The sequence below is a fragment of the Lysinibacillus capsici genome (assembly GCF_003367505.1).
GTDB lineage: Bacteria > Bacillota > Bacilli > Bacillales_A > Planococcaceae > Lysinibacillus > Lysinibacillus capsici.
In genome coordinates, this window is the sequence record NZ_PXXX01000025.1 from 1 (window position 1) to 23,875 (window position 23,875).

General features: G+C 37.6%; 22 protein-coding genes. 3 read left to right on the plus strand and 19 right to left on the minus strand.

Going from position 1 to position 23,875, the window contains the following annotated elements; genetic code table 11:
* Positions 1–234 precede the first annotated feature (234 nt).
* Positions 235–1,122, minus strand: a complete 888-nt coding sequence (locus C7B89_RS20890) for a nucleotidyltransferase-like protein (RefSeq protein WP_016994017.1) — start codon at positions 1,120–1,122, stop codon at positions 235–237.
* Between the two features lie 149 nt (positions 1,123–1,271).
* On the opposite strand from C7B89_RS20890, the gene C7B89_RS20895 reads away from it, so the two are divergent.
* Positions 1,272–1,622, plus strand: a complete 351-nt coding sequence (locus C7B89_RS20895) for a YgzB family protein (protein WP_048394737.1) — start codon at positions 1,272–1,274, stop codon at positions 1,620–1,622.
* A gap of 22 nt (positions 1,623–1,644) precedes the next feature.
* On the opposite strand, the gene perR is transcribed toward C7B89_RS20895, so the two are convergent.
* The 3 genes from perR to bcp all read right to left on the minus strand — a co-directional run bounded on the left by perR (position 1,645) and on the right by bcp (position 3,627).
* Positions 1,645–2,088: a peroxide-responsive transcriptional repressor PerR gene (gene perR, locus C7B89_RS20900; protein ID WP_004230508.1), complete on the minus strand. Its 444-nt coding sequence runs from the start codon at positions 2,086–2,088 to the stop codon at positions 1,645–1,647.
* Positions 2,089–2,209: 121 nt separating this feature from the next.
* Complete coding sequence (locus C7B89_RS20905) at positions 2,210–3,154, minus strand: D-2-hydroxyacid dehydrogenase (protein WP_115674520.1); 945 nt, start codon at positions 3,152–3,154, stop codon at positions 2,210–2,212.
* Complete coding sequence (bcp, locus tag C7B89_RS20910; protein ID WP_115674521.1) at positions 3,151–3,627, minus strand: thioredoxin-dependent thiol peroxidase; 477 nt, start codon at positions 3,625–3,627, stop codon at positions 3,151–3,153. Before bcp ends, C7B89_RS20905 begins: the two co-directional genes overlap by 4 nt.
* A 129-nt stretch (positions 3,628–3,756) precedes the next feature.
* Here bcp and C7B89_RS20915 point away from each other — a divergent pair, with 129 nt between their 5' ends.
* Both C7B89_RS20915 and C7B89_RS20920 read left to right on the plus strand, forming a co-directional pair.
* Positions 3,757–5,043, plus strand: coding sequence for a glutamate-1-semialdehyde 2,1-aminomutase (locus C7B89_RS20915; protein WP_115674522.1), 1,287 nt, complete (start codon positions 3,757–3,759; stop codon positions 5,041–5,043).
* Positions 5,044–5,178: 135 nt separating this feature from the next.
* The gene (locus tag C7B89_RS20920) at positions 5,179–6,267 is read left to right on the plus strand and encodes an FUSC family protein (RefSeq protein WP_048394747.1); all 1,089 of its coding nucleotides are present in this window, start codon (positions 5,179–5,181) and stop codon (positions 6,265–6,267) included.
* 124 nt (positions 6,268–6,391) lie between these two features.
* Here the strand turns inward: C7B89_RS20920 and C7B89_RS20925 are convergent, their stop codons facing one another.
* The 15 genes from C7B89_RS20925 to C7B89_RS20995 form a co-directional block, all read right to left on the minus strand.
* Positions 6,392–7,426 (minus strand): toxic anion resistance protein, encoded by a 1,035-nt coding sequence (locus C7B89_RS20925; RefSeq protein ID WP_115674523.1) that lies wholly within the window; start codon positions 7,424–7,426, stop codon positions 6,392–6,394.
* Positions 7,427–7,448: 22 nt separating this feature from the next.
* Entirely contained in the window at positions 7,449–9,080 is a 1,632-nt protein-coding gene (locus tag C7B89_RS20930) for a YceG family protein (RefSeq protein WP_115674524.1), read from the minus strand.
* 95 nt (positions 9,081–9,175) lie between these two features.
* Entirely contained in the window at positions 9,176–9,988 is an 813-nt protein-coding gene (locus C7B89_RS20935; protein ID WP_115674525.1) for an HAD family hydrolase, read from the minus strand.
* Between the two features lie 11 nt (positions 9,989–9,999).
* Entirely contained in the window at positions 10,000–11,100 is a 1,101-nt protein-coding gene (locus C7B89_RS20940) for a cysteine protease StiP family protein (protein ID WP_115674526.1), read from the minus strand.
* Complete coding sequence (locus tag C7B89_RS20945) at positions 11,097–12,452, minus strand: phosphoribosyltransferase family protein (RefSeq protein WP_115674527.1); 1,356 nt, start codon at positions 12,450–12,452, stop codon at positions 11,097–11,099. Before C7B89_RS20945 ends, C7B89_RS20940 begins: the two co-directional genes overlap by 4 nt.
* Positions 12,433–13,626 carry an HpcH/HpaI aldolase/citrate lyase family protein gene (locus tag C7B89_RS20950; protein WP_103118831.1) on the minus strand — a complete coding sequence of 398 codons (1,194 nt, stop codon included), beginning with the start codon at positions 13,624–13,626 and terminating at the stop codon, positions 12,433–12,435. Before C7B89_RS20950 ends, C7B89_RS20945 begins: the two co-directional genes overlap by 20 nt.
* Before the next feature lie 321 nt (positions 13,627–13,947).
* Positions 13,948–14,523 carry a TerD family protein gene (locus tag C7B89_RS20955; RefSeq protein WP_016994007.1) on the minus strand — a complete coding sequence of 192 codons (576 nt, stop codon included), beginning with the start codon at positions 14,521–14,523 and terminating at the stop codon, positions 13,948–13,950.
* Between the two features lie 34 nt (positions 14,524–14,557).
* The gene (locus tag C7B89_RS20960) at positions 14,558–15,139 is read right to left on the minus strand and encodes a TerD family protein (protein ID WP_048394760.1); all 582 of its coding nucleotides are present in this window, start codon (positions 15,137–15,139) and stop codon (positions 14,558–14,560) included.
* Between the two features lie 30 nt (positions 15,140–15,169).
* On the minus strand, positions 15,170–15,787 hold the full coding sequence (locus tag C7B89_RS20965) for a TerD family protein (RefSeq protein ID WP_048394762.1): 618 nt from the start codon (positions 15,785–15,787) through the stop codon (positions 15,170–15,172).
* A 277-nt stretch (positions 15,788–16,064) separates the two neighbouring features.
* On the minus strand, positions 16,065–16,961 hold the full coding sequence (nikC, locus tag C7B89_RS20970) for a nickel transporter permease (RefSeq protein WP_054549024.1): 897 nt from the start codon (positions 16,959–16,961) through the stop codon (positions 16,065–16,067).
* Positions 16,962–16,973: 12 nt separating this feature from the next.
* Positions 16,974–17,978, minus strand: a complete 1,005-nt coding sequence (locus C7B89_RS20975) for an ABC transporter permease (RefSeq protein ID WP_048394767.1) — start codon at positions 17,976–17,978, stop codon at positions 16,974–16,976.
* A gap of 225 nt (positions 17,979–18,203) precedes the next feature.
* Positions 18,204–19,820, minus strand: a complete 1,617-nt coding sequence (locus tag C7B89_RS20980; RefSeq protein ID WP_048394768.1) for an ABC transporter substrate-binding protein — start codon at positions 19,818–19,820, stop codon at positions 18,204–18,206.
* Between the two features lie 30 nt (positions 19,821–19,850).
* Positions 19,851–20,831 carry an ABC transporter ATP-binding protein gene (locus C7B89_RS20985; protein WP_112116672.1) on the minus strand — a complete coding sequence of 327 codons (981 nt, stop codon included), beginning with the start codon at positions 20,829–20,831 and terminating at the stop codon, positions 19,851–19,853.
* Positions 20,806–21,819, minus strand: coding sequence for an ABC transporter ATP-binding protein (locus C7B89_RS20990; protein ID WP_115674528.1), 1,014 nt, complete (start codon positions 21,817–21,819; stop codon positions 20,806–20,808). The genes C7B89_RS20985 and C7B89_RS20990 overlap by 26 nt, the downstream gene beginning before the upstream one ends.
* A 296-nt stretch (positions 21,820–22,115) precedes the next feature.
* The gene (locus C7B89_RS20995) at positions 22,116–23,861 is read right to left on the minus strand and encodes an ABC transporter ATP-binding protein (protein WP_048394775.1); all 1,746 of its coding nucleotides are present in this window, start codon (positions 23,859–23,861) and stop codon (positions 22,116–22,118) included.
* Positions 23,862–23,875 lie beyond the last annotated feature (14 nt).

The following is a 23,875-nucleotide window of genomic DNA, read 5'->3' on the forward strand; positions in this document are numbered from 1 at the left end:
TTCAGTTTTCAAGGTTCATTATTTAAGTCGTTTTTCAGCGACTTCTTTATATTAACATCTCATTCAAAACATGTCAACAACTTTTTTAAAAAAGTTTTTTGTGTTTTTCTGAGTTATTCGTTTATGTCTTAGCGACAATTAATATAATACAATACTAAGATATTATTCGTCAACTACTTTTCTAAAAAAATATCGAGGTATTTTTTAGATACCTCGATTACAAGCATACTACAGTCATTGCCCCATTTCTAGAGCATCTTTATTTACCTTGTAATGACGGTGAAATATCCTATCATTTTTCGCTGCAATGGGTTCAATTTGAATATAGCCTTTATCCACTAGATACTCAACAAACACTTCTAAATCCACTGAGTAGTTAACAAGTTCATGATGATCATGTAATTCCTGAATAGTCCACATTTCTTTTGTTTGCATGACTTCTAATATATGCTGTGCCCCATCTCGTGTACGAGAGTGGATTAAAAACTCACTTGCTAAAAACAATAATTCTAAGCGCTTTTCTATTGGCTCATTACTTGTCACTAGCTCTTCATACAGCTTATAGATGGCTGGCTCGATTTTTTTCACCTGTGCCCAAACAGTTACTTCAGGATACAGGCCACTATCGATAATAGATAGGCGGCCTAGATGATGTAGGGAATCCACAACATGATTATAAGCATCTAAGTAACTTCCTTTATCAAAGTATTCTTTCCCCTCCAAATAGCGACGAATTAACTTTGAAAATTGAATACCTGTTTTAATTTTACGACCACTATACGGAAATTCCTGCAATTCGATTTTTAGTTTATGCAGAAATTCATTCCGATCAAATAATACTCTACCGAAGAATATCCAATCAACAACCTTTCTATTTGAACCGATGAGTAACCATTTTCGAATTAATTTCTCCGTAACAGTATGTAGAGCGATTTTATTTCCTTCATATAAGTAATGTTTTGAAAAGACTGGTTGCTCTGCTTCTTTTACGATAATGAGTAAAACCGTATCAAATGTATCTGTAACGTTACTTTGTTCTTCACGCTTTTCCACTAAAATTACGCCTAATGTATTCGACTGACTCGCACGTTCTTGATATATCGGACGCAGTACTTGCTCCATGTTCAGCCCTCCTTTATTCATATAGGTTGTTTTGTTCCGTTAAAATTTCGACATACTCTAAAAGTATTCCTTCTTTCATTCAGTTCAAAGCTAAAATACTTTGCCCTTATATGTTATAGTAGATTTTAGATTGGGAGGCAAGATGAAATATGAAACCTTATAAAAGTAAAATTAATAAAATTCGTTCATTCGCATTAGCACTAATCTTTTTTGGTTTTATTGTCATGTACGGAGGGATTTTCTTTAAAAACAGCCCGATATTAGTTTTAATTTTCATGTCACTAGGTGTTCTTTGTATTATCGGTAGCACAGTTGTATATGCGTGGATCGGATTACTGTCAACAAGAGCGATTCAAGTAGAGTGTCCTAATTGCCATAAACATACAAAGGTTTTAGGCCGAGTAGATATGTGCATGTACTGCAATGAGCCATTAACACTTGATCCTACTCTAGAAGGTAAAGAGTTCGATCAATCCTATAATAAAACAAAAAAATCCTAGCCCTTTTTAAGAGCTAGGATTTTTATTGTACTTTAGCAGTAGCAACTTTACATGATGGACAAGTGCCGTATATCTCTAAGCGATGCGAATGCACATCAAAGCCTGTTACCTGTGATGCAAAATGCTCTATTTCGTCGAGTCCAGGATAATGGAAATCGACGATCTTACCACAGCATTCACAAATCATATGGTAATGATCGTTTGTCACGAAATCAAAGCGACTTGAAGCATCCCCGTAAGTTAGCTCTTTCACAAGACCTACTTCACGAAATACACGCAGGTTGTTATAAACAGTCGCTACACTCATATTAGGGAACTTACCCTCAAGAGCTTTATAAATTTCATCGGCAGTAGGATGTGCCATTGATTGAATTAGATATTCCAAAATAGCATGACGCTGAGGAGTAATACGTACACCAGTTGTTTTCAACGTGTCCAGTGCATCTTGTAAATGCGTTGCAGACATCGTCATGCACCTCTTCCATAAGTATTATTAATTTATAATTGTTATAAATAGTGTATCCAATTCGTACTACTTCGTCAACAATCACACATTGCTTATCCTCAATAAATCAATGGTTTTTTCCTTAATATCCTCTTGATAAATCCATAACATTTTCTAAATCCGTGTCACCCTTTAGCCATTTTGTTAGGCTTGGCTTGAAAATTTCTAAGCTACGCTCAACATAACGAGAAGAATGACTGGATACATGAGGTGATACTATAACATTTTGTAATGTCCATAATGGATTGTCGGATGTCAGAGGCTCCTCTTCAAATACATCTAAAACTGCGTGTCCTATTTGCTTTCTTTCAATCGCTTGAATGAGTACGTTTTCATCAACTAAATTACCTCGACCAAAATTCATGAAGATCGCATTGTTTTTCATCGCAACAAAATGCTCTTCTTTTAATAAATGGGTCGTTTCTGTTGTTTTTGGTAATACAGAAATAACGATATCTGCAAGAGGTAGTGCTTCTTTCAAATTGGTAAAACTAATCATCGTATTCATATAGGCCGCTTCTTTACCAGAGCGGTTACAGCCAATTGTTGTAACACCAAAAGCTTGCAATAAACGCCCAACTTCCGAACCAATGGCACCTGGCCCCAAAATAAGTGCCGTACTATCTCGTAATTCCGTTTGTTGTGTTTTTTTCGACCATTCATTTTTCTTTTGCTGCTCATACATCCAAGGCAAAGCTCGTTTAATGGCTAAAATATGAGCAAGAATCGATTCAGCCATAGGCGTTTTATGAATGCCACGAACATTTGAAACTAGAATCCTGCGTTCAATAATAGCCTGAGCTGGCATTTTTTCTATACCTGCCGATGCAACAAAAATCCATTTTAGCTTTGTAGCAGATTGAATACTCTCTTCTGTTAAATCTTCACCATATGTAACTAATACATCCGCTTGTTGAAGCTCTTCATTTGATATGCTCTTTTCAAAGATAAATTCAAGCTGTGGAAATTCTGCTACTAATGGTTCTCGTAAATCTGGTCTAGGTTCAAATGTAAAATAGATTCTCATTGTTTTGCCTCCTGTTCTGCTAAATAAGCATATACTTCTTCAATATGATTTTTCACTCGAACTTTGCGCCAAGCTTTTACAAGCTTCCCCTCAGCATCAATTAAAAACGTTGAACGCTCTATGCCCATATATTCACGTCCATACATTTTCTTTAAAACCCATACATCATAAGCTTCAGCAATAGCATGGTCCTCATCCACTAATAATGAAAATGGCAAACCATGCTTATCAATAAATTTTATATGCTTGCTTGCGTTATCTGGGCTAACACCCAGAACAACAGCATTTAAATGACTGAAGTCCTCAAACTTATCGCGAAAATCACATGCCTCCATCGTGCAGCCTGGTGTCATATCCTTTGGGTAAAAGTATAAAATAACATTTTTTCCTTTAAAATCAGCTAAATGCACCATCTCGCCCTTTTCGTTCAATAGAGAAAAATCCGGCGCCTTTTGTCCTTCTAGTAATGTCATACAATCTCCTCCTCTGTAGGTCCTATTTTACTCTAAGTAACAAATCAAGTCATATCCCTTAATTTCTTTGGATTTCTTACACCGATAGGTCTACAATAGATTACGTATAAAAAGTTAGGAGGCAATTCTATGAATCATGCAAAATCTGAAGCAATACATGAAGAGGCATTACAGCATATTGTTGGTGGTGTAAACAGCCCTTCTCGTTCATATAAAGCAGTAGGTGGCGGTTCTCCTGTAGCCATGGCGCGAGGAAAAGGCGCTTATTTTTGGGATGTAGATGGCAATCGTTATATCGACTATCTAGCAGCATATGGTCCAATCGTTACTGGTCATGGTCATCCTCATATTGCAAAGGCCATTACGCACGCAGCTGAAAATGGTACATTGTTTGGGACGCCGACTGAATATGAAGTTACTTTCGCAAAAATGTTAAAGGAAGCCATTCCGTCGATGGATAAAGTACGTTTTAACAACTCTGGTACAGAAGCTGTTATGACAACGATTCGTGTGGCACGTGCCTATACAGGACGTACAAAAATCATGAAATTTGCTGGTTGCTACCATGGGCACTTTGATTTAGTATTAGTGGCTGCCGGATCAGGTCCAGCAACATTAGGAACACCTGATTCAGCGGGCGTGACAACTTCGACTGCTGAAGAAGTTATTACTGTACCTTTTAATAACCCTGAAGCCTTTACAGAAGCCATGGATAAATGGGGCGAGGAGATTGCAGCTATTTTAATCGAGCCAATAGTAGGAAACTTCGGTATCGTTGAACCAAAGCCAGGCTTTCTTGAATTAGTACATGCTACAGCAAAGGAAAAAGGGGCCCTAACGATTTATGATGAGGTCATCACGGCCTTCCGCTTCCACTATGGTGGCGCTCAAAATTTACTTGACCTAACACCTGATCTAACTGCACTTGGTAAAGTTATTGGTGGTGGTTTACCAATCGGTGCTTATGGCGGACGTAAAGAGATTATGGATACTGTGGCACCTCTCGGCCCAGCATACCAAGCGGGTACGATGGCTGGAAATCCTGCATCTATGCAAGCTGGTATTGCTTGCCTAGAAGTTCTACAAACACCAGGTATATACGAGGAAATGGATAGATTAGGCGCAATTTTAGAAGAAGGTGTTTTAGCTGCTGCTAAAAAACATGGCGTAACCATCACGTTAAATCGTCTTAAAGGAGCTCTTACTATTTACTTTACAGATGTGAAGGTAGAAAACTATGAGCAAGCTGAAAGCTCTGATGGTGAAATATTTGGACGCTTCTTTAAACACATGCTTGAGCAAGGTATTAATCTAGCTCCTTCTAAATATGAAGCATGGTTCTTAACAACTGAGCATACAGAAGCAGATATTCAGGAAACAATTGAAGCAGTAGATATTGCGTTTTCTCAATTATAATCTTGACAAGAAAAAGGCGACTTGCAAGTAGAAGTCGCCTTTTTCTTATTCATCCATGCAAATCTATGTATTTTATGAGCACTTCCTTCTATAATGTAAAGAAGCTAAAAAATATTAGACAGAAAGGACATCTTTATGAAATTAGGTGCCCGTGTATTTAAAACTGGTGTAGCTATCGTATTTGCATTATTTATTGCAGAGTTGTTGAAACTACCTTCACCTGTTTTTGCTGGAATTGCAGCTATTTTTGCTATTCAGCCTTCTATTTATCGTTCTTACCAAACCATTGTGGAGCAAGTACAAGCGAATATTATAGGTGCGACAATTGCCGTCATTTTTGGCTTACTTTTTGGCCACCATGTCGTTGCCATTGGTATAGCTGTCATAATAGCTATCGGTTTAATGTTAAAGTTTAGACTCGAAAAATCACTTTCGCTAGCGTTGGTTTCAGTTGTAGCTATTATGGAATTTCAAGGGGATGACTTTTTAACATTTGGTTTGATACGCTTTGTTACGATATTAGTTGGGGTATTAGCAGCATTTGTCGTAAATCTTGTGTTCTTACCACCTAAATACGAGGTAAAACTATTTCGCAAAATTTATATTTTACAAGATGATATTATTCGTTGGACACGACTGGCTGTACGGCAAGCTTCTGAGCATACATCCACAAAAACAGCATTAAGTAAGTTTAAAAACCGTATGCTACGAGTGGATACGCTGTATGATTTATATAAGGAAGAGCGTAATTACTTTAAAAATAAAAAATATGTCAAAGCTCGCAAACTAGTAGTCTATCGTCAAATGATTTTAACTTCCAAGAAAAGCTTGGAATTGCTACAGCGTTTGCATAATCACGAAAATGAATTAGCTCAGCTCCCTACCCAATTTCATTTAATGATTCAGGAGAGACTTGATTCCTTGCTAACGTACCATGAGCAATTGCTCTTAAAATATACAGGGAAGCTAAAGCCTGAGCATTCGGAGTGGAGTAAAAGCATTGACTATGTCCAACGTAATGAGCTGATGGAAATTTTCATCAAGCAAATCAACTTTGCTCGTGAAGAAGGCGATACGGAGTTTTCTAGCTATCACCTACTCTATATTTTATCGCGTATTTTAGATTATGAGGAAAACTTAGAACATCTTGATACACTTATTGTTTCTTACCAAAGCTATCATGGACATGAAATCAATGTAGAATTTGAAGAAGAATTCATATAGCTAACATTTTGGCGACAGATTACCTTGATTCAGGGGGATTTTGATCACCCATTGAATAAGATAAGTCTGTCGGCTTTTTTTATACAAAAAACCTCCAAGTAGTAATCTACTTAGAGGAAAGGAGCTAAGAACGCAATGTTAGCAATTGTTGCTCTGCTTGTTGGCGTTTGACCGTTTGTTCAGCACGTAAATGCTGATAATTGGCAATGCCTGATACAATAGTATCCCACATTTCTTCAAGAGTCTTGGTAGTGTTGGATTGTTGAGCCATGGCAGTACTTAATTGCACCGCTTCCTTGCTAGCTCCCCCAAATTGCCTCATACGATCTTCAAAGGCAGAGGCTGATTGACTTTGTAATTGTTGACGTCTTTCATTAACTGCATTCATCAAACCCATTTTAAAAACAGGAATGGTTTTAACAAAAGCCCCATTAATTTGTTCTATCAATTCACTGTTACCATTACGTAGCATATCGATTTGAGGGGCTGTGATAATAGCCACCATACGCGATTTTTCTAAGTCATCTATTTTTTGCTGGAGCATCTCTGCAATACCTTGCAAACGATTTAGCTCCATTTTCGCCAGCTGATTTCCTGCTTCACTCTGTTTTTCATACATCGGAATCAATGTTGTTTGGACCTCATGAAGCTTCATGTCAGTTGCTACGATATACTTTTCTAGTTCAAGATAGTACATGAGGTCTTCTTGATATAAGCGTGCAAGTACTCGGTTATCCTTCGCTAATTCCTCTTCCATCAGTACAAATTGATAATGGATTTTCTCAATATCTCTCCCCAGTCCATTATATTTCGTAAATAAATCGCCATCATTTTTGGTCTTACGTGCAAACAGCTTTTTAAAAAAGCCCTTTTGCTCTGTAAAATCTTGTTTGTCGAATGTCTGCATAAGGGCTTCAAGCTGCTTAAATAATTCATTTGATTCGAAAGTTGTTGACTGGGTGATGATGGCTAAAATTTGATCTGCAAATGTAGCTAATTTTGTAGACGGCTCTTTTCCCAAAGCTAATAGCTCTATCTGATTTTTTATATTGATTTGATTGGCAATTTGCCGTACCTCTGCATGATCCCTTAACTGTTCTTTGAAGGCTTCTGCTGTTTCCAGTGTCAGCTGCTTCAGCGTCAACGAGTTATTCGACATTCGTGCCGCCTCCTTCCTATCATCAGAAAAAACGATTAAAGAGTTTTTTTATGATTTTGTCGGGTGCAGTTTTCTGTGGCTTTGGTTCTTCATAGTGCAAGTCAAACAGCATATGCTCTAAACGGTGTACATCATAACTATCCTCTTGCAAATGCTTTTCTAAATCTAGTTGTCCTGTCGGATTATAAAAAACAATATCCACACCAAATCGATTTAAAAAGGCCAATAATGCTATATCTTCACGTGATAAAGCTGGTTGTTGAGGTGCTTGATATAATACCAGCTTCGGTACCTCTTGGGAATAGTCAAAGCTTTGTAGTAATCTTAGGATCTCCAGTGGAATCATCGACATTTGTTTAAATAAAAATAACTGCAAATCATATAAGGTCTCATTTGGCTGCTGTTTCAACATGGGCTGCTCACAGGAAGTTTTTATCGTGTGTGCAATCGCACGCTGTAGCTCCAATGTTAACTCACCGTATTGCCACCAATCACTTTGCATAATACGCTCTACTGATAGTTCTCCATTTACTAGGCAATGCTTATAGTGAAAGTGAAAATTGGCTCTACTCGTTGGTGCATAGGGGAATTTTTGGACAAAAACAGTTTGCGGATTTGCTAATAACTGATGCATATAATACCAGTATTCTTCCCGTCTGCTCGAAACCCCACTAATTTTGGCAAATATGACTGGAATGAGAATCTCATCCCCAATTACTTCAAACTGTGGTCGAACCAAAGCTTTCTCTTTTGCATAAATAAAAATATCATCATATGTCATCCGTAATGTTAAGGAGCGTGGCATAAAATCTTTAAACTGCCAAGGCTTATAGACACCTGATTGCTGATCATGCATTAATTGCTCAAAATGCTGACTAGATCGATATCCAACCGTTGCCTGCCGGTCACGCAACTTATCAGGAAATGGCTGTAAAGTTGTTTGATTGGCATACGCATATGTGATAGAGAAAGTATCATTAGGATCAATCTCAGCAAATTCATCTATTTTAGCTGGATGAAAAATTAACACATCACAACCGAGCTCCATTAATAACAATAAGAAATAGCGCTGACTTAGAGTTGCTTCCCCATACCAAACTACTTTAGGAAAATCATCTGTTGGTTTCATGGATTTTGTCCATAGAATCCAATGGTTTTTTAGCCATTTCACCATATCAATTAAAAAACGGCGAAAGTCATTTGCTAGCAAACCTAACGATTGCTGTTTTTGAAAGAGCTCTACTACTTTAATGGTTGCTAACTGTAAATGGCGATTCATTACACTGTCATCATGCTTAGGAATTAATTGATAACCATACATCATTGCCACTAAACGATTAATAGATAGACCTTGTGGAGTTTGTTGATGCTGCGAAAGGATTGTTTGTATTGCCTGAAAGTCTTTTGGTTCAATATGTTTATTTAATTCTTCACTTAAAATATGGATGTTAGTGTTCTGTGACAATGTAAATAACGAATTGAAATAATCATCTTCTTCGATTGGTACGCCCAATACACGAACAGCAATTCTACTAAAGCTCACTTGCTGCTCTGTTGTTTCATAAAATGCACGATCCTTTGGTGAATCTTGAAACGCCTGTAGCCAATCATCAGGATGACGCTCCAACACTGATTTAATTGTGATTGTTTGCATACAAACGCACCTCCTAAAAATCATCCTCAGCCTATGCTAAAGCATTCATTTGTCATAGGACGTCTCACCTAATGACAACAAAAATATTTGAACATCTATACGATCGTTTGTTGTGATGCCATCTGTAAAACTGTTTCCAATAAATTCTTTGTAAATGCTTCACCATTGTGAGGCGAGTAAGTTGTATTTTGTAAAAATTTTGGCTGTTTATCCTTTAAGTCTCCATGATTTGGTGTAAAACCTAAATCAGCCATTGCAAGCATGCCATAATCCATAATAGAATCACCTGCTGCTATATGCACATCGTATGTACAGAACTCTTTTATATATTCTATAGCCGCTTCCTTTGTCAGCACCTTGGGCATAAAATACAATTTTTTTCCTTGTAGCAGAACATGCCAACCATGCATATCAAACTCTTGAATCATCGCTTGTAATTCATCGTATGGTAAAATATCAATATCTACATGATGTACATAAAAAAGCTCATCTATATACAGAGATTGTTGTAGCCATGTATCAGATTTAATTGTCTGAAAAAGCTTTAGCATATCCATACGAGGGATCGAGGAATCTTCAATACGTCTAGATAATGTTTGTGTCCATTTTTCATATGGCTGACCCTTTTCTACTATTGTACCCCCATTGCTTGTAATTGCAAAAGCAGGGCATAAATCATGAATAAAATGGATTCTTTTATATTGATGTAAAGCTCTTGTCGTAACAGGTACAAATAAAGTATGTTGGTGTACCTGTTGCAATAGGGGTGCTGTTGCCTGTGTCATCATACTCATTGCTGTTTCGTCCTTGTGTTCAACGACGATTGTCTCTGTAGCTGGCGGAAACATCTCCATCATGCGTTTAGAATAAATAAGGGTTCTATCTAAATCAGATGTAAATAATATCATCATATTCTCCTCTATAATTCTTTGATCAAACCACAACATGCATAGGACATATTCGAATACTCTTCAATCAATACATTTTTTTCCTGCGCTAATAATAAAATATGTTTCAATTCATGCATGTACTGTGGATTAATTAAAATCTTCCAAGGTATCCTTCTCAGCAAAACTCTTGTCGTTTCCCCAACACCTGGCTTAATGAAATGTATATTATCAATACCAAAATCTCGTTGAATTATTTGCACGGACTTCATACCCTCCCATGTAATTGGAGAGATTTCTTGCTCTTGAATTTGTTGCACAATTTTACTCTGTACTTGTTCAAAACATGTGACGATACGCTCTATGTACAGATTGGAGACATCTATTGCCTCTAATTCTTTGTAGTATTTTGCACCATGAAAATCGTTTGCATCCATAAACTGCAAATTTAATACCGTTCTACTTACTAATCCAGATACAGTGGAATTTAAACAAGCAGATGGTATTAAAAAATCCTCACGAGTTCCATAAATAGCTGCACAATGGCCAGGATCAGCCAAAACAGCTAAATCGGCACTTAACTGTTCTTGATATTGTAAATTAAACTTTTGGCAGGATTGAATTAATTCATTGGTAATTGCCCCTTTTCCTGTCCAACCATCAATAAATTGCAGACTTCCTAGAGGATGCTGTGTCAAAATATAACGAATTGCCGTTTCATCAAACCCACGACCTCGCAGTATAGAAATGGAGTAATGTGGAACATTCACATGATAATGCATGGCTATATACCGTTTGATTAAAATACCAATGGGTGTACCTGCACGAGCTAAACTCACAAGAATTAAATTTTCTAATCCTCTTTTTTCAATGATTTGCTCTGCCACTACTCCAACGGCGATTGCTATTCTTTCTGCATGAACATCTAGCGCTTTATAAAAAAGATTCATGTAGGTATCCGATGGTTGCTTCTCCACTGGCAGCATTTCCGAATAATGTATACCCGATTGAATGAGTTGTTCACGTTTCTCATTATCCATTTCAAGGAATGCACTTCCAATATCACGCAATAAAAAAATAACGTCCTCTGGTGCATAACTCCCCATTTTATCTGGCTGCAAAGTCGATATCATCGTTCTACCTCCAATTCATGCATACTAATTACATATACTTTGGCGTTAGTGGCTTCTTGTAATGCCTTTACCACACGAGCAACTACCTCTTTACTTGCTATACGTTCCACTATGAAAAAAAGTTCCGTGTAAGACTGGCTTTGAAGATTATATAAAAAATTAGTGACCCCGTTATTTTCTGGACTTTCAAAGGCTATTTTATCGTTAATCGTATATCCTAAATCATCCGTACAATAGATTGGACTACGAGTAGTTGACTGAAAATAAACATCATTTCCTAAATAAGAGGCAATTTGCATAGGAACATACATGAACTCACCCGTGCCAATAACAAGCGCTGGTCCATTTCTTAGCTCTTGTAATTCCATAGCAATAGCTTGTATCGTTTGCTTTTGGTCAACATGCTGTTTTGACGTGAGCATAAATCTCCCTGTTGCTAGTAAATAGGGGTACTTATTTATTAATCCATTCTCCGCAACAGAACGATAGAATTTGCGATCAACAGATACTTGAATCGGACAAATGTCCATATCTCGTGCAACCTGTGTTAGTAAGTTTGGTTGTGTACTGGTTAAGCTTGGAATGCCTGAACAGCTAAAATTCCCACACATAATGGAGATGAATTCTATAGAGATACCCCATTGTACTTCTAATTGCTGAAAGATTGTTTGCTGCTGTTGGGAACGCCAATCTAAAATAGATAGTACCGCATATTGTCTCACTAAAGGAAATTTCTGTATTAAAGTCTCAATAATATTAATGACCGTATTTCCAGTAGTAATCTCATCATCAATTAACACAATGCGCTTAGCTTGCAGTAAAAATTCTGGTTCCTCCGTATAAATTCTATGGCTTGTCGCATGTGAATGTTCTTCTTCAAACGTAACAAATGGCTCAAAATCGGGCAACACTTCACGTGTTGTGTGGATATACATAGCATTCGAGTGAAAGGCATTAAATACTGCGTGTCCAAGTGCTGTTGCTGTCTCAGCAAAGCCAATAAACAATGTTTCATCCGTTAATTCTAGGGTTCCTTCTATGGATTTTTGTACTTCATCCAAATTAGCTCCGTCTTTTAAAGCTGTAACGACAGACGAAGCCATTACCTTTTGTCCCGTAAGATGCTGCTGATACATCATTGCTAAAAGAGTTCCTGTCAGTAAAGGGATTTGCGGACGGACAGCCAAATGTTTGCCTAGTACCGTGCTTACAAACAAAAATTGTCTCTTCTTATTAATCCGAGCCGCCATTCTAAACAAATCGGTTAGCGCAAAATTATGCGGATTGTAGGTAATTTCAATATCAATTGAATAATTCGGTAAAATGTTTAATTTACTCATTTGTTGTTGCATATACACTACCACCTATTTCAGACTGTAATAAAAGTGAGGCAAAATCGACAGATTCATGATAAACACCATAGACATGAGCCTGTTTTAAAATCCGTTGTGCCCATCTCATATGTGGCTTAATTTCATTCATTTTATTAGCATAGTGACTTTTCATAACACCTTTTTGTCCATCATTATTTTCTATAATACTTAGCGCATCTAAGTATTCCTCATACGAAATAGCATACAGGGCATGCACAACACGGATATGGCTCGGATGAATAATTGTTTTTCCCACTATGCCATTTTGTTTATCCATTAAAACTTCTTTCATTAATCCATCTAAACAATCGTCTAATAACGCTTTCCTTGTATCAAGCGCGCCTTTCTCACTAAATGGTGTCACTCTAAGTGCGGGCTTTAATACACGCTGATTATTAAAATACTCCCACACAGGCCCAGAAATAATAAAACCATCTTCCTCACGACCTAAGATATTGACAATATCTGCAATACAATCTCGTATGACACTAATATCATAAATGGTAGAATCCATACGCCGGCGAATTCCGTAAATACCACAAAAATCGGTAGCACCAATTCGTACATTTAATACACGGGCTTTGTATTGATGTAGAACCGCTTTAATGTCTAATAACGCTTCCATGCGAGATTCCTTATATAGTACCTCACGACTTTCTAAAATTGGCATACCATATAAAATTAAATCATTTTCTAAAATGGTTTGTTCAAGCAACTCGAAATAACGGGCACCCTGTTCTGCTGTAAACTTCGGAAAGACATAGCCAGTTAATATTTCTTGCTTTTTCCCTAAAACAGTTGTTAGCCTTTGAAATTGCTCAACATGACGTACTCGAACAAAAAGTAAAGGGAGCTCCTGAAGTAATAGCTGTTTTTGCTGATAGAGTGCATATAATTCACTAATATCCTCTATCAGCTTAGCTTCACAATCTACTAACTCTGCATCTCCAACTGCATCCTCCAAATCAATGACAAGTGATGTGAGTTCCTTATATTTTTGTGATCGGATCAAGCTCACAATCGTAGGCATGGAAGCTGGCATATACAAAGTCGCACCTAGGGCATATGACAAAATATCCGCCGTTTCCCATTTTGTAAACGGCTGTGGCTTCTTATAAAAAATCATCTCTGCTTCTGTTGCAAAATGTTGCATCTAATCCTCTCCCCAGTAACTATGCCTTTTGTGAAAAAAGCACTGTATCAGCCTGTTCCATACAGACTAATACAGTGCCTTGTTTACACTGCTATTTTCTTCTTCAACTTGTAAATAACAAATGTCAATAAGAATGCAGCTATTAAAATAATAACGAAAATTTCATGCGAAGGATGGTAGCCCCAATATACTAACACACATTTTCAGTGTATTATGATAAGCCCCTGTTACATCTGCTAGTTTAAAAACTGTGCATATGTATTTAATATCTCATTTAATACATCCACATCAGATCCTCCACCATGCACCTATGTCCCATAGTTACTGTAGGCCATATGCATTGATTAAAGCAGCTAGTCCACCCTGGTAACCTGAACCTACTGCAGCAAATTTCCACTCACCATTATGTCGGTACAGCTCACAAAATACTACAGCCGTTTCAATACTGAAATCTTCACCTAAATCGTAACGCAATACCTCTGATCCCGACTCTTCGTTCGTCAATCGTACATAGGCATTTAAGACTTGCCCGAAGTTTTGATGACGTCCCTCGGCATCGTAAATAGTAACTGTCACTACAATTTTTTCTATTTGAGGTGATACTTGCTTTAAGTTGACAAGAATTTTTTCATCATCCCCATCCCCTGCACCTGTACGATTATCTCCTGTATGGACAACAGACTGGTCTGGGCTGGCTAGATTATTATAGAAAATAAAGTCCTGTTCATTACGACATTTACCTGAAGCATCTAGTAAAAATACAGATGCATCCAGGTCAAAGTCTTGTCCACCATCAAATTGCTTTACATCCCATCCTAAACCAATGCCAATGCTATTTAAGCCTGGATCTTGCTTTGTTAAATCAATGCGTTGCCCTTTACTTAATTGTATAGCCATTCAAAAATCTCCCTTTCCGTCCAAAGATGAAATTTTAGTTTACACTTAAGCCATAATCATTACATAAAGCAGCTAAGCCACCTTGATAGCCTGCACCAATCGCATTAAATTTCCATTCTCCGTTATGACGATATAATTCCCCTACAACAATAGCTGTTTCAATACTGAAGTCCTCGCCTAAATCATAGCGAATAATTTCTTCGTTGGAAGCAGCATTCATAATACGAATATAGGCATTAGACACCATACCGAAGTTTTGACTGCGAGACTCTGCATCATGAATGGTTACTGTGAAGGCTAGTCGCTGAACATGAGCAGGTACTTGAGTTAATGCCACTTTCACCACTTCATCGTCACCTTCGCCTACACCTGTTAAATTATCGCCTGAATGCTCAACTGAACCATTGCCACCTGTAGTGTTGTTATAAAAAATAAAATCATTTTGATCTGCAACTTTACCTGTATCAGCAAGTAAAAACACAGAGGAGTCTAAGTCAAAATCATGACCACCATCATATTTATTTGTATCCCAGCCTAAACCTACAACCACATTCGTTAATCCTGGATTTGTTTTAGTTAAATCTACCTTTTGACCTTTTTGTAGTGAAATGCCCATAATTTTTATTCCTCCTATTTAGTCAATTATTTATTGATATCTTCGAACAACGTCGCCAAGCTTTATGTCATTTGTTCCCGTACCAACCGCAGCAAATTTCCATTCGTTATTATGACGGTAAATTTCTCCACATACTAACGTCGTTAAATTCGAATAATTATCAGTTAAATTATAGCGAATTAGTTCGCTTCCTGTCCTGTCATCATACACACGAATATATGCATTATGAATCATACCAAAGTGTTGATTGCGACCTGCCGCATCATAAATGTTTACAACAAACACAAGCTTGTTATATTGCGAAGGTACAGACGATAGTTCAATTGTAATTACCTCATCATCACCATCACCATCACCTGTTAAATTATCACCTGAATGTCGAACAGAACCGCAGCTACTTGTTAATTTTCCGAAATAAACAACATCGTCACCCGCTACAACCTTATCATCTTGTAACATTAATACCGAAGCATCACAGTCGATACTTCTGCCACTGCCACTATTTCTGCTAGAAAATAAACCACCTAAAAAGCCGCCACTTTTCTCTTGGCCTACAGGGTCCCACCCTAAACCAACTTTAATTTTATTTAATCCTGCGTTACCCTTTGTTAAATCAACTCTTTGTCCTTTTTGTAAATTAATCCCCAATTCTAACACCCTCCTAAAATATGTATTTCAGTCGAAAGATTTTATGGTAAGCAATAATCTACTAAGCTAAAAGATTTCTACTTAAATTAAGTCTAAAATAACGTGACAAAAAATTCAATTAATGGCTCCAAAAAGGTGTTTTCTCTTATTTTTGAAAGCCCCTCACGTCTTGTTCTATACTATAAAACGTTTTTGTAGTAAAAATGTTCCTTTTATATCCAATGGTCCAAGCAGCTAAAAAAACCTTCTAACTTGTAGAAGGCTATTGTCTTATTTACTAACTTTTCATTTTTGGATCAAGTGCATCTCGTAGTCCATCACCCATTAGATTAAAGCCTAAAACTGTTAACATAATAGCTAAACCAGGGAAAATCATCGTCCACGGAGCATTTAATAAAAACTTCCGTGCATCCGCTAACATTTTTCCCCATTCTGGTGCTGGAGCTTGAGCCCCTAGCCCAAGAAAACCTAATGCTGCCGCTTCAATAATGGCTGTCGCAATTGCTAGTGTTCCCTGTACAATTATTGGGGTTATGGAATTCGGCAAAATATGCGAAAATAGAATTCGTGCATCACGCATACCAATTGCTTTTGCCGCTACTATATATTCCTCTTCCTTGACACTTAAAACCTTAGAACGGATTAAGCGCCCAAAATTCGGTACGTTAATAATAGCAATGGCGATTAATGCATTTTGTAAAGATGGACCAAGCACTGATACTACTGCAATCGCTAGTAGCATACTAGGGAAAGCTAGCATAATATCAAAAATACGTGAAATTATCGTATCGATCCATTTTCCATAATAACCTGCAATGATGCCAAGTAAACTACCAATTATCACGGACAAAATAACAGAGAAAAAGCCTACCCATAGCGAAATCCTTGCACCGTGAATGATCCTGGAAAAAATATCCCGTCCAAAATCATCCGTTCCAAACCAATGATCAGCGGATGGTGCCAGTAAACGCTTCGTTAAATCTTGTTCATTGATGCCCTGTGGTGCAATGAACGGACCAATGACAGCTAGTATAATAAAAAATATAACAATTCCTGCTCCAACAAGGGATACTTTACTCTTTTTAAAACTACGCCACCCTTCGAGCCATGGACCTACTGCCTTTTCTCGAACTGGTGATACTTCTTTTTTTATATCGATTGCTCCAGTCATCATTGCAACTCCCTTCTATTTGTATTTAATCCGTGGGTCGACTACTGTGTACAGTAAATCCACGATTAAGTTAATCATGATGAAAATAAATGCAACGACGAGAATACCTGATTGAATAACGGGATAATCCCTGAAGCCAATCGCATCATAAATATAACGACCAATTCCTGGCCAACTAAAAATCGTCTCTGTTAAAATGGCACCACCTAGCAGTAATCCAGTTTGTAGACCAATTACCGTTAACACAGGAATAACTGCATTCTTTAATGCATGCTTATAAACAACAATAAACATTTTTTGTCCTTTTGCTCTTGCAGTCCTTACATAATCTGAACGCATAACTTCCAGCATGGAGGACCTTGTGATTCTGGCAATGATAGCCATCGGAATCGTTGCAAGTGCTACTCCTGGTAATATTAATCGTTTTATAACTTCGATGAATTGATCAAAGCGGCCTTGAATAAGCGTATCCAATAAATAGAAATGGGTTATGGCGGTAATTGGATTTCGCACATCTTCTCGACCAGATGTAGGCAGCCATCCAAGCTTACTACTAAATGTCCATTGCTCCATCAATCCAAGCCAGAACACGGGTACAGATACACCGATTAACGCTATAATCATTGCTGTATAATCAAACCAAGAATTTTGGAACCACGCAGAAATAATGCCAGCATTCACACCAATAACAATCGCAATGATCATCGCAAATAGTGCAAGTTCGGCCGTTGCTGCTAAGTATGGGAAAATTTCTTCTGATACAGGTAGTTTCGTACGTAGGGAAACCCCTAAATCTCCCTGAAAAATACCTGCTAAGTAACTAAAATATTGTGTATACCAAGGCTTATCTAATCCTAAACTTGCGTTTAACGCCTCGACCGCCTCTTTTGTTGCCTGTTGTCCTAAAATAACTTGTGCTGGATTTCCAGGAATTGCCCGTATCAACATAAAGACGATAAAAGTCATTCCAAGCAAAACTGGGATTAGTTGAAGTAAACGTCTCCCCATATAGTGAAGCATTTTCATCACCTCTCTATGATTTTCATAATCTACTGTGAAGTCTTTATATACTGTTGAAAGGTTGAGCCTTCACTAAACGGTTTTGAATGTTTAGTTGAATTCTTTCATACAGGAAATAATCATTATCTTTACTTGAAAAGAATCTGCGAGATTTCCACGGCTTACCCGCAGAAAAGCAAGCAGATTCTTCACATTCCTTTGTTCAATTAAAAATGATGAAATTTACTATTGAATATCTACTGCATCTAAACGGTCAGAACCAGTAGGATGCGCAATGTAATTTGTAACTTTCTTGTTAGCAGCTAAAATTGGAATAGAGTGAGCAAGTGGAACCCATGGAGCATCTTCAGAAATAATTACTTGAGCTTGCTTATAAAGTTCATTACGCTTGTCTTCATCAATCTCAGTTTGAGCAGCTGTTAATATCTTGTGTAATTCTGGATTATCATAGAACGTATAGTTATTAGAACCAATATTATCGCCGTCTAATAACGTGTATAGGAAGTTATCCGCATCCCCATTATCGCCTGTCCAGCCAAGTAGGAATGCATCCGCTTCACCGTTTTGAGCTTTTTCTAAATACGTAGCCCATTCAAATGACACAATTTTAGATTTAATACCCACGTCTTCTAAGTTCTTTTGAATCGCTTCAGCCACTTTTTGTCCGTCTGGCATGTATGGACGTGGTACTGGCATTGCCCATAGCTCAATTTCCTTGCCATCGTAGCCTGCTTCAGCAAGTAATGCTTTCGCTTTTTCAGGATCATACGTATAGCCTGTCACTTCATCGTTATAACCAGAAATTACTGGTGGCATTGGGTTTTTCGCTGGCTCAGCTAGCCCTTCATAAAATGCATCTACTAATGCTTGTTTATCAATTGCATAGTTGACTGCTTGACGCACTTTTACATTATCAAAAGGAGGACGTGTAACAGTTAAACCAAGGTAACCAACGTTCATAGATGGACGTTCGATTAACTGTAAATTAGCATCACCTTCGATTGTTGCTTTATCAGATGGGCTTAAGCCATCAGCTACATCAATATTGCCTGCTAATAAATCATTTAAACGTGCTGAGTTTTCTGGAATAGAACGATAAATTACTTTATCTAATTTAGGATAGCCATCAATATAGTAATCCGGGTTTTTCTCAATTGTGATTGAATCATTACGTACCCAGCTAACAAATTTGAATGGACCTGTTCCTACAGGATTTGCAGATAAACCTTCTTCATCTGCTTCAAATGCTGTTGGAGAAGCAATCGCAAATGGAGACATTGCTAAATTTTTCAGGAATGGTGCTTGAGGTTGACTTAACTTAAAGACAACTGTGTAGTCTCCCTCTGCAGTTACTGATTCAATTACTTGCTTATCACCAACGACAAATTGCGAACTAAAGTAAGGGTGTTTATCTGCACCTGTTTTCCAACGTTCAATATTTTTAACAACAGCCTCAGCATTGAAATCTGTGCCATCATGGAATTTCACACCTTCTTGTAGCTGGAAAGTATACGTTAAACCATCCTCTGATGCCTCCCATGATTTGGCTAAGCCTGGTTGAATTGTTACATCTTGCTCTCCGAAGTTTACAAGTGTTTCATAAATATTAGCTGTCACTGTGAAGGATTCACCGTCTGTAACAACAGCAGGGTCAAGTGCTACAGAATCTCCACCACGACCATACACTAAAATTTTTGGTTCTCCACTGCTAGCTGTATCGCCACCAGTTGAAGTATCTTTACTACCCGTATCCTTAGTATCTGAGCCGCCACATGCTGCTAAGATTGTCGAGAGAATAAGGAGTAGCATTACACCTAAAGTCCAAAACTTCTTTTTCTTCATCGAATTTCCCCCTATGAGTTTTTATATCATTTAATGTTGGAGTGCCTCGTAAAGATGGCAAGCAACATAATGACCTGGTTTCACTTCTTGCATTTTAGGTACTACCTGTGAGCACTGATCCTTTTTAAACGGACATCTCGTATGGAAAGTACAACCGCTTGGCGGGTTTGATGCACTTGGAATATCTCCAGAAATGATGATCTGTTCCCGTTCAAACGTAGGATCTGGAACAGGAACCGAAGATAAAAGTGCTTGTGTATATGGATGAAGCGGTTCAGCATATAAATCCTCACTCGCTGTCAGCTCAACTAATTTACCTAAATACATAACGCCAACTCGATTACTAATATGACGCACAACCCCTAAATCATGGGAAATAAAAATATAAGTTAGCCTTAAATCCTTTTGCAGCTTTTGCAATAAATTCAAAACCTGTGCCTGGATGGATACATCAAGTGCAGATACTGGCTCGTCCGCAATAATTAAGCGTGGATTGGTCATCAGGGCTCTAGCAATGCCAATACGTTGCCTTTGCCCTCCACTAAATTGATGCGGATAACGTTTGATATGATATTCATTCAATCCAACAATCTCAAGTAGCTCCAACACTTTTTGTTTTCGCTCTTTGGCATTACCTATCCCATGAACAATAAGAGGCTCCTCTAAAATTTTGCCGATGTTATGACGAGGATTTAGTGAGGCATAGGGATCCTGAAAAATCATTTGAATATCTCTACGTGCCTTCCTCATTTCATTGTTGGATAATTCTGAAATCATTTTACCTGCGAATTCTATCTTGCCTCCAGTTGGCTCTAGTAAACGCATTAATAAGCGACCCGTTGTGGATTTACCACAGCCTGATTCGCCAACAATTCCTAATGTTTCTCCTTCAAAGACTTCAAAGGAAACATCATCTACAGCCTTTACATCCCCGGCATGTGAATTAAGGACTCCTTTTCGAATCGGAAAATATTTTTTTAACCCCTCAACCTTTAATAACGCTTTCGACACGTTGCTCCACCTCCTGTTTTTCTAGTAAAAAACATCTCGATTTATGATTCTCTGCTGCTTCAAATAAAGGTGGTGTTTCCTGTAAACAACGTTCCATTGCATATTGACATCGTGCTGCAAAACGACAGCCTACTTGAATACTTCCTGGTTTCGGTACACTTCCAGGAATGGAGTATAAATTTTCCTTTTTATAACGCATGTCAGGTACTGATTGAATGAGTCCTTGTGTATAGGGATGTTTAGGATTAGTGAAAATTTCATGAATCGGCGCCTCTTCCACTATTTGTCCTGCATACATAACAATCACTCGCTCACAGGTTTCCGCGACAACCCCCAGATCATGTGTAATTAACAACACAGCTGTATTCAATCGTTTATTTAAGTCTTTCATAAGCTGTAAAATTTGGGCTTGTATTGTAACATCCAATGCAGTTGTAGGCTCATCTGCAATTAATACTTGAGGATCACAGACAAGTGCCATGGCAATCATCACACGTTGACGCATACCGCCAGACAGCTGATGTGGGTAGTCCTTTAGCAATTCCTCAGCACGTGGTAGACCCACCAATTTCATAATTTCAACCGCTCTTGCAAACGCTTCCTTTTTCGACCATTTTGGATTATGGATTAATATAGCTTCCTTTAACTGGTCACCAATTGTGAACAAAGGGTTTAGCGAAGTCATTGGCTCTTGGAAAATCATTGCAATGTCTTTTCCACGTATTTTTTGCATTTGCTTATCCGTACATTTAGCAATATTTTTGCCATCTAGCAAAATTTCTCCACCCGTTATTTTACCTGGTGGTGATGGAATTAATCCCATGATGGACAGCGACGTAACACTTTTACCACTTCCCGATTCTCCTACAATCCCTAAAATTTCTCCTTCATGGACAGAAAAATCGATATCGTCTACAGCAGGAATTTGCCCATTATCTGTGAAAAAGGTTGTTTTCAAACCTTTTATTTCTAGTAGTTTTTTCCTCATGTGTAACGCCCCACCCTACCTATATTTTACTTAAATGTATAATAATATTAATAGAATACTATAACTTTCGTTAAATTCCTTATTTTCAGATAATTCTAACTAAAAATCCTTACTCTTTCAATCATTAATATTCTGCAAATTACATAGAATTTCTACAATAATCGCCTTCCATAATAATAAAATCTTATAAAGAGATAATTTTTTACATTTTTCAAAAAAAAATAGCCTTCCATTTTCGAATAAATGAAAGACCTTTTTTGAAAAAATTTCTTAAACCGTGTAATTTTCGGGAAATTTTAATCTAAGTGCTGTACTTGGAATAAATTATAATATGTTCCTTGACTGTCCATTAACTGTTCATGTGTTCCACTTTCGATTAATTGACCATGATCGATGACGAAAATCTTGTCAGCATGGGTAATTGTAGAAAGACGGTGCGCAATAATAATAGTTGTTCGTTCATGAGCAAGCTTGTCTAATGATTCTTGAATCAGTGCCTCACTTTCCAAATCTAATGCAGAAGTAGCCTCATCCAGGATTAGAATCGGTGGATTTTTTAAAAATACACGCGCAATAGCAACTCGTTGTTTTTGTCCGCCAGAGAGCTTTACTCCTCTTTCTCCAACCTTTGTGTCATAACCATTAGGTAGACTCATAATAAAGTCATGGGCATTTGCCGCTTTCGCAGCTTCGATGACCTGTGCATCTGTTGCATCTGGTCTCCCCATTAAGATATTCTCTTTGACAGAATCACTAAAAAGTATATTATCTTGCAGGACAATACCAATTTGAGATCGTAAGGAATGTAAAGTGACATCCCGTACATCTTTTCCATCAATGGTCACTTGCCCGCTTGTTGTATCATAAAAGCGAGGAATTAAACTGATAATCGTTGACTTACCACCACCACTCATCCCTACAAAGGCAACAGTCTCCCCAGGATTTATCGTTAAATCGATAGCATCTATAATAGGTGAGCCAGTTTCTTCATATTGGAAGGATACATTGTGAAAGCGAACCTGCCCATTTGCACGTGGGAGTTCACCAGCATAGTCCTTATCCTTCACTTCATAAGGTTCATCTATTAAATCGAACATTCGATCCATTGAAGCGATTGACTGTGTTAAAGTTGTGGACGAGCTAACAAGTCGACGAAGTGGGCCATATAAACGTTCAATATAAGCAATAAAAGCAACCATTGTTCCAACTGAAAGTGACCCATTTATTACTTGATAGCCCGCATAGGCTATAACTAGTAATGGTGCTACATCTGTAATGGTATTCACGACAGCAAATGATTTTGCGTTCCACTTTGTTTGATCAAGCGCTTTTTCTAAAAACTCACCGTTTGCTGAATCGAACAATTTTTGTTCATGCTTTTCTAAAGTAAAGCTTTTAATAATGCTCATACCAGCTACACGTTCATGTAAATAGCTTTGTACACCTGCAAGTGCTTGAGAACGTTTCCGTGTCAAATCTCTCAATTTGCCAAAAAAGTATTTCACACTGAAAGCATAAAATGGAAATGCGATCAACGCTACTAGTGTTAGCTTCACATCCATGGTTAGCATAATGGCAATCGCAATTACAATCGTCGCCAAATCTAACCAAACATTCATTAACCCCGTCATGACAAAGGTTTTTGTTTGTTCAACGTCATTAATTACCCTTGAAATAACATCCCCTGCCCGTGTATTGGCATAATACCTTAAGCTTAAACGCTGTAAATGTGCATAAATTTCCTTACGAATATCAAATAGTACCTTGTTGCTTACGTGTTGTGCAAAATATTGTCGATAATACTCAATAGGTGGACGAATAATAAAGAACACAATAATAGTTCCACCTAGCCAATAAAATAGTTCTTTTGTTTTTTCTACATCTGTTAAGTCATCTGCTGCAATAATATCGTCTAGCACAATCTTAATGAGCAGTGGAATAAATAGTGGAATAGCAAATTTTACTATACCAATGATAATCGTTAAAATAATTTCCCATGTATATGGTTTAACAAAGCGCATATATCGCTTAATGCTTCCCAATTTATCATCACATC

Bases quoted from the DNA above. Each gene is read 5' to 3' on its own strand.
- C7B89_RS20890 (WP_016994017.1), bottom strand. From the start codon at position 1,122: ATGGAGCAAGTACTGCGTCCGATATATCAAGAACGTGCGAGTCAGTCG.
- C7B89_RS20895 (WP_048394737.1), top strand. From the start codon at position 1,272: ATGAAACCTTATAAAAGTAAAATTAATAAAATTCGTTCATTCGCATTA.
- perR (WP_004230508.1), bottom strand. From the start codon at position 2,088: ATGTCTGCAACGCATTTACAAGATGCACTGGACACGTTGAAAACAACT.
- C7B89_RS20905 (WP_115674520.1), bottom strand. From the start codon at position 3,154: ATGAGAATCTATTTTACATTTGAACCTAGACCAGATTTACGAGAACCA.
- bcp (WP_115674521.1), bottom strand. From the start codon at position 3,627: ATGACATTACTAGAAGGACAAAAGGCGCCGGATTTTTCTCTATTGAAC.
- C7B89_RS20915 (WP_115674522.1), top strand. From the start codon at position 3,757: ATGAATCATGCAAAATCTGAAGCAATACATGAAGAGGCATTACAGCAT.
- C7B89_RS20920 (WP_048394747.1), top strand. From the start codon at position 5,179: ATGAAATTAGGTGCCCGTGTATTTAAAACTGGTGTAGCTATCGTATTT.
- C7B89_RS20925 (WP_115674523.1), bottom strand. From the start codon at position 7,426: ATGTCGAATAACTCGTTGACGCTGAAGCAGCTGACACTGGAAACAGCA.
- C7B89_RS20930 (WP_115674524.1), bottom strand. From the start codon at position 9,080: ATGCAAACAATCACAATTAAATCAGTGTTGGAGCGTCATCCTGATGAT.
- C7B89_RS20935 (WP_115674525.1), bottom strand. From the start codon at position 9,988: ATGATATTATTTACATCTGATTTAGATAGAACCCTTATTTATTCTAAA.
- C7B89_RS20940 (WP_115674526.1), bottom strand. From the start codon at position 11,100: ATGATATCGACTTTGCAGCCAGATAAAATGGGGAGTTATGCACCAGAG.
- C7B89_RS20945 (WP_115674527.1), bottom strand. From the start codon at position 12,452: ATGCAACAACAAATGAGTAAATTAAACATTTTACCGAATTATTCAATT.
- C7B89_RS20950 (WP_103118831.1), bottom strand. From the start codon at position 13,626: ATGCAACATTTTGCAACAGAAGCAGAGATGATTTTTTATAAGAAGCCA.
- C7B89_RS20955 (WP_016994007.1), bottom strand. From the start codon at position 14,523: ATGGCTATACAATTAAGTAAAGGGCAACGCATTGATTTAACAAAGCAA.
- C7B89_RS20960 (WP_048394760.1), bottom strand. From the start codon at position 15,139: ATGGGCATTTCACTACAAAAAGGTCAAAAGGTAGATTTAACTAAAACA.
- nikC (WP_054549024.1), bottom strand. From the start codon at position 16,961: ATGATGACTGGAGCAATCGATATAAAAAAAGAAGTATCACCAGTTCGA.
- C7B89_RS20975 (WP_048394767.1), bottom strand. From the start codon at position 17,978: ATGCTTCACTATATGGGGAGACGTTTACTTCAACTAATCCCAGTTTTG.
- C7B89_RS20980 (WP_048394768.1), bottom strand. From the start codon at position 19,820: ATGAAGAAAAAGAAGTTTTGGACTTTAGGTGTAATGCTACTCCTTATT.
- C7B89_RS20990 (WP_115674528.1), bottom strand. From the start codon at position 21,819: ATGAGGAAAAAACTACTAGAAATAAAAGGTTTGAAAACAACCTTTTTC.